This is a genomic window from Halovivax ruber XH-70 (genome assembly GCF_000328525.1).
GTDB classification, from domain to species: Archaea; Halobacteriota; Halobacteria; order Halobacteriales; family Natrialbaceae; genus Halovivax; species Halovivax ruber.
Map to the genome: position 1 here is coordinate 875,336 of NC_019964.1, position 17,652 is coordinate 892,987.

Annotated in this window: 12 protein-coding genes; 2 read left to right on the top strand and 10 right to left on the bottom strand. The window is 65.9% G+C overall.

The window, feature by feature from the left end; translation table 11 throughout:
* Positions 1–130: 130 nt before the first annotated feature.
* The 5 genes from HALRU_RS04060 to HALRU_RS04080 form a co-directional block, all read right to left on the bottom strand.
* The gene (locus HALRU_RS04060) at positions 131–2,404 is read right to left on the bottom strand and encodes a cation:proton antiporter domain-containing protein (RefSeq protein ID WP_015300132.1); all 2,274 of its coding nucleotides are present in this window, start codon (positions 2,402–2,404) and stop codon (positions 131–133) included.
* Positions 2,405–2,709: 305 nt separating this feature from the next.
* The gene (locus HALRU_RS04065; RefSeq protein WP_015300133.1) at positions 2,710–4,353 is read right to left on the bottom strand and encodes an acyl-CoA synthetase; all 1,644 of its coding nucleotides are present in this window, start codon (positions 4,351–4,353) and stop codon (positions 2,710–2,712) included.
* Positions 4,354–4,509: 156 nt separating this feature from the next.
* Positions 4,510–6,984: a hypothetical protein gene (locus HALRU_RS04070; protein ID WP_015300134.1), complete on the bottom strand. Its 2,475-nt coding sequence runs from the start codon at positions 6,982–6,984 to the stop codon at positions 4,510–4,512.
* A gap of 151 nt (positions 6,985–7,135) precedes the next feature.
* Entirely contained in the window at positions 7,136–7,453 is a 318-nt protein-coding gene (locus HALRU_RS04075; RefSeq protein WP_148680430.1) for a hypothetical protein, read from the bottom strand.
* Positions 7,454–7,558: 105 nt separating this feature from the next.
* Positions 7,559–7,834, bottom strand: a complete 276-nt coding sequence (locus tag HALRU_RS04080) for an amphi-Trp domain-containing protein (RefSeq protein ID WP_007698448.1) — start codon at positions 7,832–7,834, stop codon at positions 7,559–7,561.
* Positions 7,835–8,068: 234 nt separating this feature from the next.
* On the opposite strand from HALRU_RS04080, the gene HALRU_RS04085 reads away from it, so the two are divergent.
* Positions 8,069–9,406 (top strand): TIGR00341 family protein, encoded by a 1,338-nt coding sequence (locus HALRU_RS04085; RefSeq protein WP_015300136.1) that lies wholly within the window; start codon positions 8,069–8,071, stop codon positions 9,404–9,406.
* A gap of 225 nt (positions 9,407–9,631) precedes the next feature.
* On the opposite strand, the gene HALRU_RS04090 is transcribed toward HALRU_RS04085, so the two are convergent.
* Positions 9,632–11,416 carry a PQQ-dependent sugar dehydrogenase gene (locus HALRU_RS04090; protein WP_015300137.1) on the bottom strand — a complete coding sequence of 595 codons (1,785 nt, stop codon included), beginning with the start codon at positions 11,414–11,416 and terminating at the stop codon, positions 9,632–9,634.
* A 559-nt stretch (positions 11,417–11,975) separates the two neighbouring features.
* Here HALRU_RS04090 and HALRU_RS04095 point away from each other — a divergent pair.
* Entirely contained in the window at positions 11,976–14,030 is a 2,055-nt protein-coding gene (locus HALRU_RS04095) for an SLC13 family permease (RefSeq protein WP_015300138.1), read from the top strand.
* 148 nt (positions 14,031–14,178) lie between these two features.
* Here the strand turns inward: HALRU_RS04095 and HALRU_RS04100 are convergent, their stop codons facing one another.
* The 4 genes from HALRU_RS04100 to surE form a co-directional block, all read right to left on the bottom strand.
* The gene (locus tag HALRU_RS04100) at positions 14,179–14,889 is read right to left on the bottom strand and encodes a TMEM165/GDT1 family protein (RefSeq protein ID WP_015300139.1); all 711 of its coding nucleotides are present in this window, start codon (positions 14,887–14,889) and stop codon (positions 14,179–14,181) included.
* A 239-nt stretch (positions 14,890–15,128) separates the two neighbouring features.
* A complete protein-coding gene (locus tag HALRU_RS04105) occupies positions 15,129–15,935 on the bottom strand; it encodes a DUF6612 family protein (protein ID WP_015300140.1) in 807 nt (268 codons plus the stop codon).
* 153 nt (positions 15,936–16,088) lie between these two features.
* The gene (locus tag HALRU_RS04110; RefSeq protein WP_015300141.1) at positions 16,089–16,466 is read right to left on the bottom strand and encodes a helix-turn-helix transcriptional regulator; all 378 of its coding nucleotides are present in this window, start codon (positions 16,464–16,466) and stop codon (positions 16,089–16,091) included.
* Between the two features lie 239 nt (positions 16,467–16,705).
* On the bottom strand, positions 16,706–17,488 hold the full coding sequence (gene surE / locus HALRU_RS04115) for a 5'/3'-nucleotidase SurE (RefSeq protein ID WP_015300142.1): 783 nt from the start codon (positions 17,486–17,488) through the stop codon (positions 16,706–16,708).
* Positions 17,489–17,652 lie beyond the last annotated feature (164 nt).

The following is a 17,652-nucleotide window of genomic DNA, read 5'->3' on the forward strand; positions in this document are numbered from 1 at the left end:
GGTACGCGACGCGGCGCTGGCCCGCCGGACCGACGACGCGGCAGTCGGAGATCGTCGCCCCGAGCGACTCGGCGTCGCGGTGTTGTGCGGGTGGACCGTCCTTCCCACTCGGCCGAGTCGACGCGTCACGCTACACCGAACTCAACACGGCAACGGGGCACGCCGCCGTCGTTGCCACGCGTTCGACGGTGGGGCCGAAAAACGCCCGTCGGGAGATCCGTCGCGTGCTCGACCCCATCACGATCGCGTCGGCCCCCGTTTCGTCGGCCAGGTCCACGATCGCCTCGCCAGGATCGCTCGCTTGCGTGACTGTCGTCGTCACCTTCGCGTCGAGTTTTCGTCCGAGTTCGGCCTCGCGATCGACGATTTGTCGCCCGATTTCCCGCTCTCGGGAGACGTCGGGGGGACCGGCGAACTGGTCGCTCGGATCCGGACGGCTGATCACGTGAACGATCTCGACCAGCGCCCGTTCGGCCGTGGCGATCGCGAACGCCACTTCGGCGGCGTGACGGCTGGATTGCGTGCCGACCGTCGGCAGCAGGATCCGTCGGATCGGTTCGTCGATCAGCGCCGGGTCGCGCTTTACTCGATCGGACGTGCTGACGACCATCGTCGGACAGGGGATCTCCTGGACGACGCGATCGATCGACTTGCTGAATAGTGGCTCGTCGAGCCCCCGTCCGAGCGTTCGTTCGCCGAAGACGACCAGGTCGTAGTCGGTGCGCGCGGTCTCGAGGATGGCGTCCGAGACGTTGCCGTCGGCATCGCGTGTGAGTCGCCGCCCGGGTCGATTCCACCGGGCGAGCTGGGCGTCGATATCGTCGAAGGCGTCAGCGGGAGGGGGCTCTGCACTTCGTTCCCCGCGCTCCGGGTGGTCGCCTCGGCGAACGATGGTCTTCCATGCGGAGCGTCCTCCCGGGCGGAGCCAGCGTCGGAGCCGCCCGCCTCCGCCGTTCCGGTCCGACCGCAGCGTCACGGACAACACGTCGAGGTCGGCTTCCGTCTCTCGAAGCAGTGGCCCGAGTAGTCGGGCGGCGTAGCGGGCGTCGACGGTGCCTCGCGTCGACAATAACACTCGAGTCAGGCTCCCTACGAAGCTCTCCCTGGCGTATTGCTCCCGCTCGATCCTCGCCCGTTCGGCCTCGCTCATCTCGATCTTCGGAATCGACCAGCGCATGATCGCGGGAGCCATGAGGGAGGTGACGATGGCGACGGCGACGATGATGCTGAACGTACTGGTCGTGAGGATCCCGAGTCCGAGGCCGATCGTCGCCACGATTATCTCCATCGCTCCGCGGGCGTTCATCCCACCGCCGATCGTAATGGCCTCCCACCAGGAGAGACCTGCGGGACGTGCGACGCCGACGACCCCGCCGAACTTCCCGATGCAGGCGACGCCGAGCACGATGAGCCCGACGCCGAAGACCGTCGGATCGGCCAGCGCGACGAGATCCGTCCGCAGCCCCGCGATCGCGAAGAACAACGGTGCGAAGACGGCGAGCGTAACCGTCTCGAAGCTGCGTCGAACGCGGCGCTCGAACCGGTTGACTCGGCCGACCAGTACGCCGACGACGAACGCGCCGAGAATCGCTTCGAGTCCCAGAAACTGGGTGACCGCGCCCGCGGCGAGCGCGAAGAGCATCAGTGTCGAACACAGCGCGATGTCGCCGCCGACAGCGTTGTCCACCCATCTGATCGTCGTCGCGACGACGCGCCGACCGACCGTGATCGCGAGTCCCAGAAAGACGAGGACGGAGAGCACGGTCGTCGCGGCCGTGCCGAGGTCCACGCCACCCGTCCGGGCGAGTCCGGCGACGGTGGCGAGCAGGATCCATCCGATCGTATCGTCGATCATGCCGGCCGCGAGGATCAGCTGTCCGACGTCGCGGCGGATGACGTCGAGTTCGAGGAGGACCTTCGCGATGACCGGAATCGCGGAGATACTCATCGCCGTCGCGATGAAGAGGCTGAACACCAGCCGCTGTCCGGGCGCGGCGATGAACGCGACCGGCATGACCCACCCGAGCGCGAAGCCGGTGGTGAACGGCACGACGATGCCGCCGAGTGAGAGGACGAGCGCGGTTCGGCCGTTGGCGAGGATCAGGTCGAGGTCGGTTTCGAGACCGGTGACGATCAGCAGCATGATGAGCCCGAGCCAGGAGACGACTTCGAGCAGGTGGAACTGGGCCTCGGACACGGCGAACAGCGATCGGTAGACCCCCGGCGCGATCAGTCCGAGAACGGATGGGCCGAGGAGGACGCCCGCGAGCAACTCTCCCACCACCGCCGGCTGGCCGATCGACGCGAACGCCTCGCCGAGAACCCTCGCGACGAGGAGCAACACCGTCAGCTGGACGATGACGACGAGTAGTTCGTGGTGATCGAGCGGAGCGATGACTTCCATTGTTCCACCGGTGGGACGGGCTGCTACACCGTCGAGGTATTTCGTTCCGCACCCCGCACGACAACTGCTTCGGCGCCGTCGACGCCGAAGTCCCGGTGGCGGCTCCGGAATGGGCCACCTCCGTAGCCCGTTCGAGACCGGGGCGTTTCGCTGAAGGAGATCCGGATCGTCGAACACCTCCCTCCCCGTCTCGACTGGTACCGGCTATCTCGAGGTATTCTCGCCATCTGCCGACCGCCTCGGCTACCGCGGCTGCGAACGCCAGCGACCGATCGGTTCGATCGACTCGTCGTCCCAGCGATCACTCACCCGAACCGCGCTCGCTCCTGTTCTCGCAGTTCGATCCGTCGGATCTTCCCACTAGAGGTCTTGGGGAGTTCGTCGACGAACTCGATCCGACGCGGATACTTGTACGGTGCCGTCTCCGCTTCCATGAACTCCTGTAGCTCCGTTTTTAGCTCCTCACTCGCCGTGGCTCCCGCCGCCAGGACGATGTAGGCTTTGACGACGCTGCCCCGTTCATCGTGCGGGCTGTCGACCGCGGCGGCCTCGGCGACGGCGTCGTGACTGACGAGTGCGTCTTCGACCTCGAAGGGGCCGATGCGGTAGCCCGCCGAGATGATGATGTCGTCGGCCCGACCCTCGAAGAAGAAGAAGGAGCCGTCCTCGTCCATCGACGCGAGGTCGCCGGTCCGGTAGTACTCGCCCGAGAACGTCCGATCGTCGAGGTGGGGCTTCTCGTAGTAGCCGTCGAAGATGGCGGGCGAGTCGATCGGGACCGCGATCTCGCCGATCTCGCCCGGCTCGACGGGTACCTCGTCGTCCACGTCGAGGATGGTGGTCTCGATGCCCGGCGACGGTTTTCCCATGCTACCGGGTTTGACCGCCATCTCGGGCGTGTTCAGCACCAGCGCGACGGTCTCGGTCTGGCCGTAGCCGTCTCGCGGCGTCACGCCCCAGGCGGCTTCGATCTGTTCGATCTGTTCGATCGGTTCGCGGTTGAGCGGCTCGCCGGCCGAGAGTGCGTCGGTCAACTGGACGTCGTAGGCCGCGAGGTCGGCGCTAGCGAACATCCGGTACTGGGTCGGCACTGCACAGAGTTTGGTGACACCCTCGGCTTCGAGCACCTCGAGGAAGCGCTCGGGTTCGAAGTCGCCGTCGTAGATGAACTGCGACGCGCCGGTCGTGGGGCCGACGCCGACCGGGCTCCAGAACCACTTCGCCCAGCCGGTGCCCGTCGTCGCCCACAGGAGTTCGTCGTCGAGATCCGTCTCTTCGTCGATCCCCCACCAGTGGCGGGCGTTCACCCGGTTGAAGCAGTACTGCCAGCGGTGTTTGTGCAGGACGGGTTTGGGCTTGCCCGTCGTTCCGCTCGTGTAGTTGATCGACATCGGGTCCTCGGCGCCGACGTCGGGACCGTCGTACGCTGTCGACTGGCCGTCCATCACGGCCTCGACCGTCGTCCACCGGTCGTCTGCGACCGCGCCTGTCCCGTCGAGGACGATCACCCGTTCGATCGGGCTCTCGGTCAGGACGGGCTCGACCATGTCGGTGAGCGACTCGTGGACGACGATGGTCTCGGCCGCACAGTCGTTCGCGCGGAATTCGATGTCCGCGGGCTGCAACATCGCCGAACTGGGAACGAGCAAGGCCCCGACCGAGAGGGCGCCGAGTTGTACCGCGAACGCGTCGGGGTGGCGGGGAAAGAGGTGCATCACCCGGTCGCCCTGACCGACGCCTAGCTGTTCGAGCCCGTTCGCGAAGCGATGCATGTCGTCCCGAAGGTCGGCGTACGTCCGCTCCGCTCGATCACCGGTCTCGCTCAGAAACGAGAGGGCGACTCGATCCCCGACTGCCGCTGCGTGTTCCTCGACGGCCGACGCGACCGTGTACTCCGGCGGGATCTCCCAGTCGATCGTCTCGGGTCCGCCTGTGTCATCCGCTTCCATGGGGGTCGAGACAATTGCTCGCCATTTACCAGTTTCCCTCGGAAACAGCGACTGGCGACGCCATCGATGATCGCCACACTAGCGGTGTCGTCCACGCTTGCCAGGTCGTCGTTTGACGGCCGTTGTGAGTCGCATATTCTTGCTTTCGTCTGCCGCCTAGCCGGACTCGTTTCCACCCGTGCTCGAGTCGGTTCCCGTTGCATCGTCCTCATCGACACCCGTGTCACTACTGCTGGAGCCGGTTTCGCCACCCTCGTCGGTCGATCCGCCGTTCGCTCCACTGGTGTCCCCCGAACCGCTTTCGCCGTCTCCGTCGTCGGTGCCGTCGCTCGCTCCATCGTCCGCACCCTGTGACGATCCACTGTCACTGTCGTCGCTCGTTCCACCGCCGTCTCCGCTATCGGTAGACCCGCCGTTGGCCGGGTCCGTTCCGTCACTCTCGCCACCGGATGATCCACTTGCGTTGCCATCGCTCGTGCCGTCGGTCGCTCCAGCGCTCTCGCCGGTCGTTCCGTCACTCCCACCGTCCGTCGACCCGCTGTCGGCGCTGTCATCCGACCCTTCGCCGTTTTCGGCGTCGGACTCACTCCCACTCACCCCGCGGACGGACACCGACGTGGACGCGCTCGCGCCGTCGACGCGCACCGTCACGGGGAAGGTCACGTCCTGTTGGACCGGGTAGGTCGAATAGCCAAGCGTCACCGGTTGTGACCCGCCCGCGGGGACCGACACACCCCGCGAAGCGACCGTCTCGCCACCGACGACCAGCGAGGCGGTCGCCGACCCGTCGGCATCGCCCGCGTTGGTGATCGTCGTCGAGATGTCCAGCCGGTCACCACCGTCGACCGGCGCGTTGGTGCCGTCGATCGACACGCCGAACGAGGCGGACCCACCGTCACTGTCGTCACCGTCGTCCGACCCGCCGTCTTCACTACCGGACTCGTCACCCGATTTCGACGACTCGTCAGCGCCGTCGCCCTCCGTGCCGTACACCGTCACCGGCGTCGCGACGCTCCCGTCCGCCGTGCGCACCGTCACTTCGAACGTGGAGTCGTTCTTGACCGGATAGGTGTCGTACCCCAGCGTGATCGACTGGGACGACCCGGCACCCAGCGATACCGTCTTCGCGTCCACTACCTCGCCCCCGACGACCAGTTCGACGACCGCGTCGGTGGTGGCCGTCCCGTCGTTGGTCACCGTCGCGGAGACGTCCAGGCGCTCGCCACCGGTCACCGGCGCGGTCGTGCCCGTAATCGACGCGGTGACCGGGCCTTCGTGGTCGGTGCCGAAGACTTCGACCTGCGTGGTCGCCGAGTCGTCGGGCGTGCGTACCGTCACGGGGAAGGTCACGTCGTTCGTCACCGGGTAGGTGTCGTATCCCAGTGTGCGGATGACCGTCGACTGGCCCGCCATCTCGATCTCGCGCGTGTCGACCACTTCGTCACCGACGACCAGCTCGGCGGTGAACGACCCGCGGTCGTCACCGCTGTTGACGAACGAGGCGGCCACCTCGAGACGGTCGCCACCCGCGACGGGGTCGTTCACCTGGAAGATGGCGACGCCGAACGGCCCGTCGCGGTCCGGGTCGGACCCGGCGGCGGCGACCGACACCGTCACGGTATCCGACCCGTAGGGCGTACACACCGCCATTTCGAACTCGACGTCGGTTTTCACCGGGTAGGTCTTGTACGCGAAGACGAGTTCCTGCGTCTCGCCCGGGTCCAGGACCACCTGCGCTTCGTTGACGACTGCCCCTTTGCCGACCGAGACGAGTTGCGCGACCGTGTTGATGCGCGTGTCGCCCGTGTTCTCGAACTCGGCGGTGATTTCGAGCGTCTCGCCGCCGCGGACGCCATCGTCGTCGACGTCGGTGATCGAGACCCGAAGGTCCTGCTCGGGTGGCGTCGTGTCCGCCGCCGGGCCAACTCGGATGTCGATCTCGTCGGCGTCGTCGGGCCCTTCTGCACGAACGGGAAACTCGACGGCCTGCTGGACGGGGTACGTGTCGTAGCCGAGGACGATCGTCGTCGATTGTCCGTAGCCGAGATCCACCGTCGTTCGGTCGACCGTGGTGCGGTCGCCACCGACGCGCAGGCGAATCTCCTGTTCGGACGGCCCGACGTGCTGGAGATCGCCGACGTCCTCGACGCTGATCGTCGCGTCGAAGCGGTCGCCGCCCGACAGCGGCATGGTCGTGTCCACGATATCGACCGCGTACGGGCGACGCACTGCTGGGCCCTCGATATCGACGCGGGCGGTCTCGCGCCCGTCCGTCGTCGTCGCGCGGACCATCGTGGGGTAGCCGGCCCGGAGCCACTTGGGGACTTCGTCGAACGAGACGGTGCTGGTAGCCTCTGTGCCCGAAACGTCGTCCGTCTGGAAGACCAGCACGTTACGCCCGTCGATCCACTCGATCGTGTCGAGTCGTCCCTCGGGATCGACAGCCGTCGCCGTCGCGGTAATCGAGTCGTTCACGCCGACGACCGCGTCGGGTCCCGGGTCGTGGGACCCACTGGTGATCCTGAGGCCGGTCTGGTCCGTTGCCAGTTCCGACTGCGCTCCGCGAGGGGTGGCGATGCACCCAGCCACGCCGAAACTGGCGGCGCCAGCGAGGAGCGTTCTCCTGTCCATGTGTGTAACTCACAAACACGGGGTCGAAAACCTACGCGCGGCGTGGGACGGGGACTTATGGGACGTCGTTCACGCACTCTCGAGAACCACATCCGTGATTCACGACCGTCGGGAGACGATACCTTCTGCAACCGGGATCCGTACCGATCGCTCAGACGAACGCGCCGACGAAATACAGCGGGACGTAACTCGCGAGTGCCCACCACGGTTCGTGGCGAACCGTCCGCAGGCCGATCGAGCGGGGGTACTCGACGTGGTCGTGGGGCAGCGAGTGAAACCGTGGGCGCCCCAGGATTGCGTACAGCGGCAGGAGCGGCCCGAGGACCGGGACGCTGTAGCCGACCAACAGCCCCACTGTCCCGAGGAGCGCGGCGTGGACTTCGTTGATCGTGATCGGGTGTCCGAGTGGGCGAGCGAGGGCCTCGTCACCTTCGTCCAGTCGTGTTCGCGCCTTCGACGGTTGACTCACGGTCGATCTGAACGTACTCGTGGGCATCATCATATAATTTGGCGTGGAAGTCACCAAAAGCTATGCGCGTTCCAACAGATCTCGACCAGACGCGAATCGGGTTTCTTACTCTTCGGCGGAGACGGCGTCGCCGTCCTCCATGGGCCACGCCAGTTCGACCTCGAGTTCCGCTTCGTCGGCCGCTACCTCGTACTCCACCTCGAGTTCGAACTGTTCCGGAATTTCCGCCGTGAACCCGTTCTCACCCTCGATCTCGATTCGCCCGTCCTCGACCCCGTCGGCGACCTCGCGAAGGATCGCCGCACCGTCAGCCCGGTCCATGACGCGCTCGCCTTCGTGTTCGGTCTCGTCGGACTCGTTTTCAGTTTCATCGGCTGCCATACCGTGCTCTTCGACCCGCCGATTCAAAGTACCACACCCATGGGGCCCGCCGTTCGTCTCCCGGCGTCGCGACTCGTCGGTGCTATCTCGACAACTGTGACTGACGATCGACCGGGGCACACTCGTTCCTCCGTACGCGCTTCGAGTCTCGGGTCGCCCCTCGTCTTCGTCGGTCCCGAGCCCTGAAGCCGTCTCAACGTGGTACTAACCGTCGCTTCGTGGTTAGTCGAGACGATGCGATACGTCGAAATCGCGATCCCCGAGGGGCGGCGCGGGGCCGTCCTCGGCGTCCTCGACGACGCGGGAATCAACTACGTCATGAGCGACGAGACCAGCGGGGCCCGGTACAGTTCCGTCGTCCGGTTCCCGGTCCCGACGAACGCGGTCGAACCGGTGCTGGACGACCTGGCGCGGGTGGACCTCGAAGACGCCCACGTCGTCGTGGTCAACGCCGAGACGGTCGTCTCCGAGGCGTTCGACGAGGTCCGCGACCAGTACAGCGCGAGCGGTGCGGGCGGGGCCCGCACGTCCCGCCAGGTGCTGCGGACGAAGGCCGACGAGTTCACGCCCGCGCTGTCGATCTACCTCGTCATGCTGTTGATCAGCGCCGTGGTCGCGACGGCTGGCCTCCTCGCGGACTCCCCGGCGGTCGTCGTCGGCTCGATGGTCATCGCGCCCCTACTCGGTCCGGCGCTCGCGGCCAGCGTCGGTATCGTCACGGGCGACGACGCCCTCCGGCGCGGGGGCTTTCGGTACCAGGTCCTCGGCGTGAGCGTCGTCGTCCTCGCCTCGATCGGCCTCGCGACGCTCGCTCGCCTGGCCGGCCTCGAACCCGCCGGTGTGGACATCGTACTCGTCGCAGAGTTGGAAGAGCGCGTCTCGCCGAACCTGTTCTCGGTGCTGGTCGCCCTGGGAGCCGGCGTCGCCGGCATCCTGAGTCTCACCCGCGGGTTCTCCGAGGCCATCGTCGGCGTGATGATCGCCGCCGCGCTCATCCCACCCGCAGCGGCCGTCGGTATCACGACCGCCTGGGGGATGAACGGCGCCGCGCTCGGCGCCCTGATCCTCGTCACGGTGAACCTGCTCTCGATCAACCTGGCGGCGCTGGTGACCCTCTGGATTGCCGGCTACCGGCCCCAGGGTCTCTTCGAGGTGTCGCCGACCCGACGGGCGACGATGCGGTACATCGCCGTCTTCGGAGTCGGTCTGCTGGTGCTGGCGGTGCCCCTCGCCGGATTGACGCTGAACGACTTCCAGACGACGGAACTCGAGGCGACCGCCCAGGACGAAGTCGAGCGAATCCTCGACGATCCGCAGTACAACGAGGTGACAAACGACGACGTCACGGTCGTGCTCGACGACGACTACCCGGCACGGTCGGTCGAGCGCGTGATCGTCGTCGTCAAGGGGTTCGATCCAGGGCCGGACCCGGAACTCAGTGACCGGATCTACCAGGCCATCAGCGAGGAGACGGACGCGTCGTTCCTCGTGGAAGTGCAGTACGTCGTCGCCGAGGAACGCGGTGAGACGGGTGAAGAGCGAATCGTTCGGACAGCGGGAGCCGACGGGTGAGGTCGGAGATCCCGTGGGATCTGCTACTGCGGTGAAAGACAGCAGCCGGTGCATTGCCCTCTCTCGAAAGTGTCCAGCGATGGGCGGAGAAAGCCCACGGCGCAAGCTGTGGGATGAATCCGGTTCAGTCGTCGCTTTCACTACCGATAGCTCGTCGCGGCCGGGTCCGGTCGGATCGCGTGTTCCCCGGCCGATCTCGAGCGAGCGGTTCCACCGGCTACTCGATTACTCGTCGGATTCGTTCCCCACTGACGCGTTGCCATCGTCGATCGATTCGTTGTCCGCACCGTCGTCCACGGATTCGTTCCCGACGTCTCCACTCTCGTTTCCGGCACCGTCGACGGATTCGTTATCGGTTTCGTTGTCCATTCCATCGTCGCCGGCTGCGTCGTCGTCTATCTCGTCGTCTTCCCCGTCTTCGGTGTCTGCTTCCTCTTCGTCTTCCTCCTCACTGCCGACGGCGTTCTCGTGCGGTTCGATGGTCTCACCTTCGCCCTCGGGGACGATGCGCCAGACTTCGCCGGTTTCGCCGTCGGTGTAGCGCGCGGTGGTCAGGACGTAGAGTTCGTCGTCGTGGTCGCGACCGAACGCGAGGACGAAGCGATTGATCCGATCGTTCGGCGCGTCAGAGACCGAGAGCTCTTGAATGTCCCAGAGATCGTCCTCGGAGCGGTCGGCGGACGGTTCGTAGTCCTGTACGGGCGAGGCGAACAGCGACCCGTCGGGCGACCCGAACCCACGGCTCCAGTCACCGTAGACGTACATGTCCTGCAATTCCGAGGCGGCCTCGCCCTCGTAGACGTAGCCGCCGGTGATCGAGATCCCGAGCGTCTCGCCGTCGACGATGTGTGGGTACTGGATCACCGGGTCGAGCAGGTCCTCGCCGCCGCGAACGTCTTCGGGGGTCGAACTCGGACACTCGTCGCCGGGTTCGCCCGGGTCCTCGGTGCTGAAGCACTCGATCCCCTCCTTGACGTTCCACCCGTAGTTGCCGCCGTTCTCGACGATGTTGACTTCCTCGAAGAGATTCTGCCCCACGTCGGCGACGTAGAAGTTCCCCTCGCTGTCGAAGGAGACGCGCCATGGGTTGCGCAGCCCCCACGCGTAGTACTCGTCGAACCCCTCGTCGCTATCGACGAACGGGTTGTCGTCGGGGATGCCGTAGGGCCGGTCACCGTCGCCATCGGCGTCGACGTCGATCCGGTGGATCCCGCCGAGGAGGGTGTCCGTCGTGTTCTGGCCGTTGCCGCCTTCGTTCTCGTCGTACCAGTCCTCAACGTGGCCGAGACCGGTGTCGTCGGCGTCTCCACCGTCTCCGAGGGGGACGTAGAGGTATCCGTCCGGCCCGAAGACCACGGCGCCGGCGTTGTGGTTGAACTGCGGTTCCGGCACTTCGAGCAGTATCTCTTCGGACTCGGGGTCAGCGGTCGAGTGTTCGTCGTCAGCGGTGGTGAACTCCGAGAGGACGGCCGTGTGGTCGTAGTCGTCCGGCGTGTCCTCACTCGGTGGTGCGCTGTAGCGGACGAAGAATCGCCCGTTCTCCTGGAAGTCCGGGTGGAACGCGAGTCCGAGCAACCCCCGCTCGTCGAACTCGCCCGTCCCGCCGCTCACCTCCACCATCCGATCGCTCACGTCGAGGAACGGTTCGTCCCGAAGCTGGAGCGGACCGCCATCGCCGTTCGAGGCCCCTTCCAGTACGTGGATCTGGCCGAGTTGATCGACGACGAAGTATCGGTCCTCGTCGTCCGGTGCGACCTCGAATCCGACCGGCGAGGTGAAGCCCTCGCCGACGAGTTCGAGGCCGATCGTCGGTCCGTCGGTCACGACCTCGTCGGCCTGCGAATCGCTCGCGTCGCTGTCGTCCGTCTCGTTGTCCTCGTCGTCTTGCGCGACGCTGACGCCTGAGATACTCGCGACCGCACCGGTTGCGGCAGTCACTTGCAGGAAGCGCCGTCGCGACGAATTCCTGCGCCTTTGCTGTCCGTCTCGCCCGGGTGGTGAGTGGGTCATGTCTCCCTCACTTCCCGGGTGAGATGTGTCTATAAATGGACGATATCGTTCCACGCGAAACCCAGGTTTTCCGCTCGCCCGCCGCCAGTAATGACGGTTTCGTCCGGTCGAAAATCGGTTGGATTCCGTCGCTGACGGGAGAGATTGTCGTTGAGGGATCGCCGAACCGCGCCGGCCGATCGTCCGCGCCCGTATCGGATGCCTACCGTCGGGATATCTGGTCCACACCTTCGCTGGATCGCAGGACAGTAGTGCGAGAACCGACCCGGCCGGGAGGTGCGGCAAGCCTGGGAGAGCGGCCACTGGATCGTTACGCGTGAAGACACGTGGTGAGCGCAACGTCAGTGGCGAGGGGAACGTCATCGATCGGAGCCGTCAGTGGTGAGGGGAACAATCGGAGCCCCGCGCACGGGTCGGGTTCGGTGACAGTCGTGCACCCAAACTGTTTTGGGGGCCCGCGAGCACCGTCCCCTGTGCGTTCGTTCGCTCGTCACGCCGAATCGCTGCGCCCGCAACCCCGTCCGCTCCCGACGCCGTTTCGGGCTGGGCAGCGGTGTCGATGGCCGGGTTCGGATCGATGACCGATCCCGTTCTCTCGACTGGTGCCCTCGTCGTCTTTGCCCTGATCGCTGTCACGCTGGTTCTGTTCGTCACGGAGGCCATCCCGACCGACGTGACTGCGATCGGCGTGCTGGTCTCACTCGCCGTCCTCGAACCGCTGACCGGTGTGTCGGCTGGCGACGCCATCTCCGGCTTCGCCAGCACGGCGACGATCACCATCGTCGCGATGTACATGCTGAGTGCGGGCATCCAGCAAACTGGTCTCGTCCAGCGACTGGGTCTCTCGCTCGCACGCTTCGCCCGCGGCAGCGAGACACGTGCGCTCGCGGCCACGATCGTGACCACCGGTCCTCTCGCAGGGTTCGTCAACAACACGCCGATCGTGGCCGTCTTCATCCCGATGATCTCGGAACTCGCCCAGAAGACGGGGATGTCGCCCTCGAAACTCCTGTTGCCGCTTTCGTACGCGGCCATCCTCGGGGGCACGCTGACGCTCATCGGGACGTCGACGAACCTGCTCGCGAGCGAGTTCGCCGTGGAGCTCGTCGGCCGCGACCCCATCGGGTTGTTCGAGTTCAGCGCACTGGGCGTCGTGATCCTCGTGGTCGGACTCGCGTACCTCATGACGGTCGGTCGCTGGTTGACACCCGGACGAGCGCCCATCGAGGGGGACCTCGTCGACGAGTTCGACCTCCAGGACCACCTCACCCAGGTTCGGGTGCGCCCGGACGCATCGGCCATCGGGTCGACCGTGGGCGAGCTCGAATCGCGATCGACGGCGAAGATACGCATCCTCCAGTTGCGACGCGAGGACGCCCCCGAACTGACGTACGACGAGTCAGTGTCGAGCGGGACGACCGCCAGCGAGCCACCGACCGAACACCCACCGACGGCGGCCGATGCAACCGGTGACACCCACACGATCGACCACCGCGGACACGACGGGCCCGTTGCGGAACGCTCCGATTCACCGTCGGTTTCGGCGGGTGCGGGTGTCGACGAGACGATCTCGTTCGCATCGGTCAGCCCGGACACACGGATCGAGGCGGACGACGTCCTCACCGTCCACGGTACGCTGCAGGCGGTCAATCGCTTCGTCGGTAATCAGGGACTATCGCAACTGGTCCGCCGATCGGTCACGGAAGAGACGTTCGAGGCGGCCGCGAGCGACGACGTACTCGCGAAGGCCGTCGTCCCGCCGGAATCGTCGTTCGCCGGCGAGCGCCTGGCCGATTCACACCTCCGAGAGGTCTACCGGACGACAGTACTCGCGATCCGTCGCGACGGCGAGTTGCTCCGCACTGACCTGGGCGAACAGCGGCTGCAGCCCGGTGATCTACTCCTGATCCAGACCGTTCCCGAGACCGTCGATTACTTCGGCGACGGGACGGACCTGGTCGTCGTCGACGAGGACGTCCTCGACCGATTGCTCGAAGACGACTCGACCGAACGGGCGTCCCTCTCGCCGAAGACGCCGGTCGCGGTGGCGATCATGGCGGGCGTGATCGGCGCGGCTGCACTGGGACTGGTCCCGATCGTGATCTCGGCGCTGGCCGGCGTCTTCTGCATGGTCGTCACCGGCTGTCTCTCGACGAGCGACGCCTACGACGCGGTCTCCTGGAACGTGGTGTTCCTCCTCGCCGGCGTCTTACCGCTGGGGATCGCACTCGAGGCGACGGGCGGGTCGGCGGTCATCGCAGGTGCGCTCGGCGGGACGGCGTCGTACCTTCCGCACGCGGGGATCCTGTTCCTCTGTTACCTCGCGACGGGAGTGCTCGCGAACGTCATCACGCCCGTGGCGACGATCGTTTTGATGGCGCCGATCGCCGTGGATACCGCGACGAGCCTCGGCGCCGCACCGTACCCGTTCTTGCTCGCGGTGACGTTCGCCGCGGCGACGTCGTTCTCGACGCCGGTCGGCTACCAGACCAACCTGATGGTGTACGGTCCTGGGCAGTACGAGTTCACCGACTTCCTTCGGGTCGGCGGCCCGCTCCAGCTGTTGCTCTCGGTCGTCACGTCGATCGGTATCGTCGCCATCTGGGGCGTGTGACGTCGTCGCGACGGTCGGAAGCGGGTCCCGGTAGGTGCCGCTTGCGTCGGTGACTGCCATCACTCGATGCACTTTCGATCGCTCTTCCACCCGCGGCAACTCTCTCGGCAGGGTGCCCGCTGGAGGGACGCGTGACCACCCCGATAACTCACAGCGGCAAGAACGAGACCCCGATCGTGTAACTGGCGACGATGTCGAGGGCGAAGAGGAGGAAGATTCCGGCTGCGATCCGGTGGAGCCACGTCCGATCGACCCGGTGGGCGCTCCGATCGATGAGCAGCGCCGTCGCCAGGCTCACCGGGACGATCGCGAGCATTTCGCCGATCCAGATCGCGGACGTCACGCCGTACTGGGCGGCCAGCCCGATGGTGACGAGCTGGGTCTTGTCGCCGAACTCGCCGACGACCATCAGGGAGAACGCCGGACCGAACCCGCGATACCCCTCGGGGACGACCGATTCGAGCCGCGAACCGGTGTGGCCACCGTCAGTGTGTGGACTCGCACTGGCCTGGACGCCACCATCGGTCGTGGCGATGTCGCCGGCTGTGTCTGCCCCGTTGGTTTCCGCGTCGCTGGTCTCGTTTCCACTCGAGGCGTACAGGATCCAGACGGCGAAGACGACGAATAAGCCAGCGGTGATGGCGTCGAGATAGCCGGCGGGAAGGGCTCCTTCGAGGGCACTCCCGAGGAGGATCTCGATCACGGTCCAGCCGCCGAACGCCGTCGCCGCGCCGGCGACGACCATGTACGGATTGTACCTGGTCGCGAGACTGGCGATGACGAGCTGGCCCTTCTCACCGGGGAGCGCGAGGAGCTGGGCGATGAACGCAATCCAGACGATGTCGACGAAGTCGCTCATCGTCGACACCACCTCGGTCGACCCGGCTGGGTCCGGTGCTGGACACCAGCCCACGTTCGTCGCGTCGCTATCCCTGTCTCGTCCATTCGAACGTGACCGAATTAGACTGGGCTAACAAAGAGGCTTGTGGTAACTAACGTCGATTGCTGCCGGTTTCGCGGTGCGTCGATGTACTGCTCGCTGTGACGACGTGTGCTCACTTCGATCGAAAACTCAGTGTTGTCTCGAGAATCGAGCGCTCAGATCGTCGAACCGCTCGTCGTCTCGGCTTCCTCGCGTCCCTCGTCGGGGACGGTCGTATCGAACTCCTCGTCGATATCGTCGATCTGCATCTCGAAGGTGTACTCGACGGCCTGGTCGCCCTGGACCATCTCTGCCGTCATCTCGGTCGATCGAAGGTGGTTACTCTCGGCGTCGAAGCGCTCGACGATCTCGACGTCTCGCCACTCGACGGACCCGGCGTCGGCGACGGTCGGGTCGGCCGATTCGGCCTCGTCGATGAACGCGGCCATCTCGTCGCTGTCGAGCGTCGTCGTGACCTCGATGATGTCCGATCCTGCATCGACGTGCACGTCGCCGTGTTCGTACTGGGCGTCGGCGATAGCGAGCTGCCCCTCGACGTCCCAGACGTTCTGGTTCGCCTGATCGGCTGGCATCTGCACCCACTCGCCGTCTACGTTCATGAAGGCATCCTGTCCGTCGATGTACATGACGAAGTCGCTGGGGCCGACCATCCCCATCCCACTCATATCGAAGTCCATCTTCATCTCTTCGGCGGCGAGGTCGGTGACGCCGGATGCATCCATCGTGATCTGCTCACCCGCACCGCTCATCTCCATCGACATGTCGAACGAGAACGAGTCCAGTTCCTCGTTCGCCGTCGTCGCCCCCGAGAGGAGGGTATCGAACTCGTCCGCCGAGTAATCGCCGGTCAGTTCTGACTCCGCCTCTTCGGGGTTCGTGTCGCTTAGCGGACCGAGACAGCCAGCTGTGAGCAGGCACAGTGCGAGTACACCGACCACTGCACGAACGCGAACCCCTCCCATAGTGATAGTTGCGTTAAAGGTGAATAATAAGTCTATCGACACTGACTACAGAACCGACACGGCGCCGTCCGTTTCTGTCGTCCGAAGCTGTGGCGATCCGTTCGAGTACGCCGTTCGACCCGCCGATGGGAAACAGGTCACCTAACGGGTCACCTACTCGTTCAGATGCGAGCGATAGCCTTTGGGTTCGAAACCGCGTCTGCAGATGATGCGCTGTCGACCGACGGTGATCGCACTGACTTGGTCGTCGTCTTCCATCTCGGAGACGACGCTCTCGAGTCGCTCCGACGTCCACCCGGTCTGCTCGATGACGGTCTCGCGATCGACGCGCCCGCCGCGCTTGACCAGGAGCCGCAGGACGCGATCCTCGTCGGCGAGGTCGTTCTCGTCGACGCCGTACTCGACCTGTTCGGCGTAGCTCAACGTCTCCTCGTCGTCCGCCTCGCGATTCGCCGGTCGCGACTCGCTCTCGTCGATGGAGTCGCCGGCGAATCGGGCGGACAACTGTGACCAGATGTTCTTGAGTCCCATGTGTGAGATCACCGTTCGCAATTGGTCGTCCTTCGACGCCCTCCTACCTTTCCCTTGTGTCCGGACTCACATATCGGTGGCGGGTGTCACCAGTCGATATACACGACGCCGGTGGCCGGATTCAACGCCCTGCTTGCGGGGGCAGGGCGGTGCCACGCGGTTTCCCAGTCCCGGATTCTGCCGCCAGACCACGTCGCGACCACTGGTGACGGTCGAACGTGCGTTTCCCGCCACCTGATTCACGGATACGCGGCGGCGATCGACTCCAGCGCGTCGACCGATCCCGACGTGTGGGGCGCGACGAGTGGGGAGACGCTGATTCGTCCCTCCGCGACTGCGCGCCGATCGGTTCCCGGCGGGTCCGGAATGGTCTCCGGATCCATCGACTCCCAGACGCGATCCTCGACCGTGATCGTCGTCCCGTCGCGCTCGGCGGTCATCTCGTAGCGCGTCGAGGGGATCGTGACGTCCATCGGGAGGTTCGCGCCGGCGTCCATCGGGACGTTGACGTTCAGATACGAGGCCTCCTCGAAGACGCCGCCCTCGATCGACTGCTCGACCAGGTGTCGCGTCGCTCGCACCGGTTCGGCGAAGTCGTCTGGCGTCGTCTGAACGTCGGCGAGCGTCCCCTCGCCCACGGGAACGTACATCGAGGTGGCGATCGCCGGCGCGCCGAAGAAGGCGGCTTCGACGGCGGCGCTGATCGTCCCGGAGCGCCCGAGGACGTATGCACCCAGGTTCGCCCCTTCGTTGCAGCCCGCGACCACCAGGTCCGGATCCGGGACCAGTTCCGAGAAGCCGGCGACGACGCAGTCGGCGGGCGTCCCGCTCACGGCGTAGCCGTCCGACCGTTCTTCGACCGTCACCTCTTCCGAGAGGCGCCGCCCCACGGCACTCTGGTCGTCTGCCGGCGCCACGACCGTGACGTCGCCGACGGCCGCGAGCCCGTCCGCCATGGCCTGGATTCCCGGCGCGTCGATACCGTCGTCGTTCGTCACCAGGATCTCCAGCTCGTCGTCCATACAGGTGTCGTTCACGCGAACTGCGAAAAGCGCGTCGGAGTCTCGACTCGCCTGGCGCTGGCTGGTCACCCAACCGGTCCACCGATTGGTAGCGGACTCATGTCGACGGCCGATCGCTGGCAGGCCCGAGTCGGTGACCGGTCGCTGGTGGGCCCGAGGTAGTC

Coding starts and splice junctions, on each gene's coding strand:
- surE (WP_015300142.1), bottom strand. CDS start 17,488: ATGGACGACGAGCTGGAGATCCTGGTGACGAACGACGACGGTATCGAC.
- HALRU_RS04080 (WP_007698448.1), bottom strand. CDS start 7,834: ATGGCAGCCGATGAAACTGAAAACGAGTCCGACGAGACCGAACACGAA.
- HALRU_RS04065 (WP_015300133.1), bottom strand. CDS start 4,353: ATGGAAGCGGATGACACAGGCGGACCCGAGACGATCGACTGGGAGATC.
- HALRU_RS04110 (WP_015300141.1), bottom strand. CDS start 16,466: ATGGGACTCAAGAACATCTGGTCACAGTTGTCCGCCCGATTCGCCGGC.
- HALRU_RS04060 (WP_015300132.1), bottom strand. CDS start 2,404: ATGGAAGTCATCGCTCCGCTCGATCACCACGAACTACTCGTCGTCATC.
- HALRU_RS04095 (WP_015300138.1), top strand. CDS start 11,976: ATGGCCGGGTTCGGATCGATGACCGATCCCGTTCTCTCGACTGGTGCC.
- HALRU_RS04100 (WP_015300139.1), bottom strand. CDS start 14,889: ATGAGCGACTTCGTCGACATCGTCTGGATTGCGTTCATCGCCCAGCTC.
- HALRU_RS04070 (WP_015300134.1), bottom strand. CDS start 6,984: ATGGACAGGAGAACGCTCCTCGCTGGCGCCGCCAGTTTCGGCGTGGCT.
- HALRU_RS04085 (WP_015300136.1), top strand. CDS start 8,069: ATGCGATACGTCGAAATCGCGATCCCCGAGGGGCGGCGCGGGGCCGTC.
- HALRU_RS04090 (WP_015300137.1), bottom strand. CDS start 11,416: ATGACCCACTCACCACCCGGGCGAGACGGACAGCAAAGGCGCAGGAAT.
- HALRU_RS04105 (WP_015300140.1), bottom strand. CDS start 15,935: ATGGGAGGGGTTCGCGTTCGTGCAGTGGTCGGTGTACTCGCACTGTGC.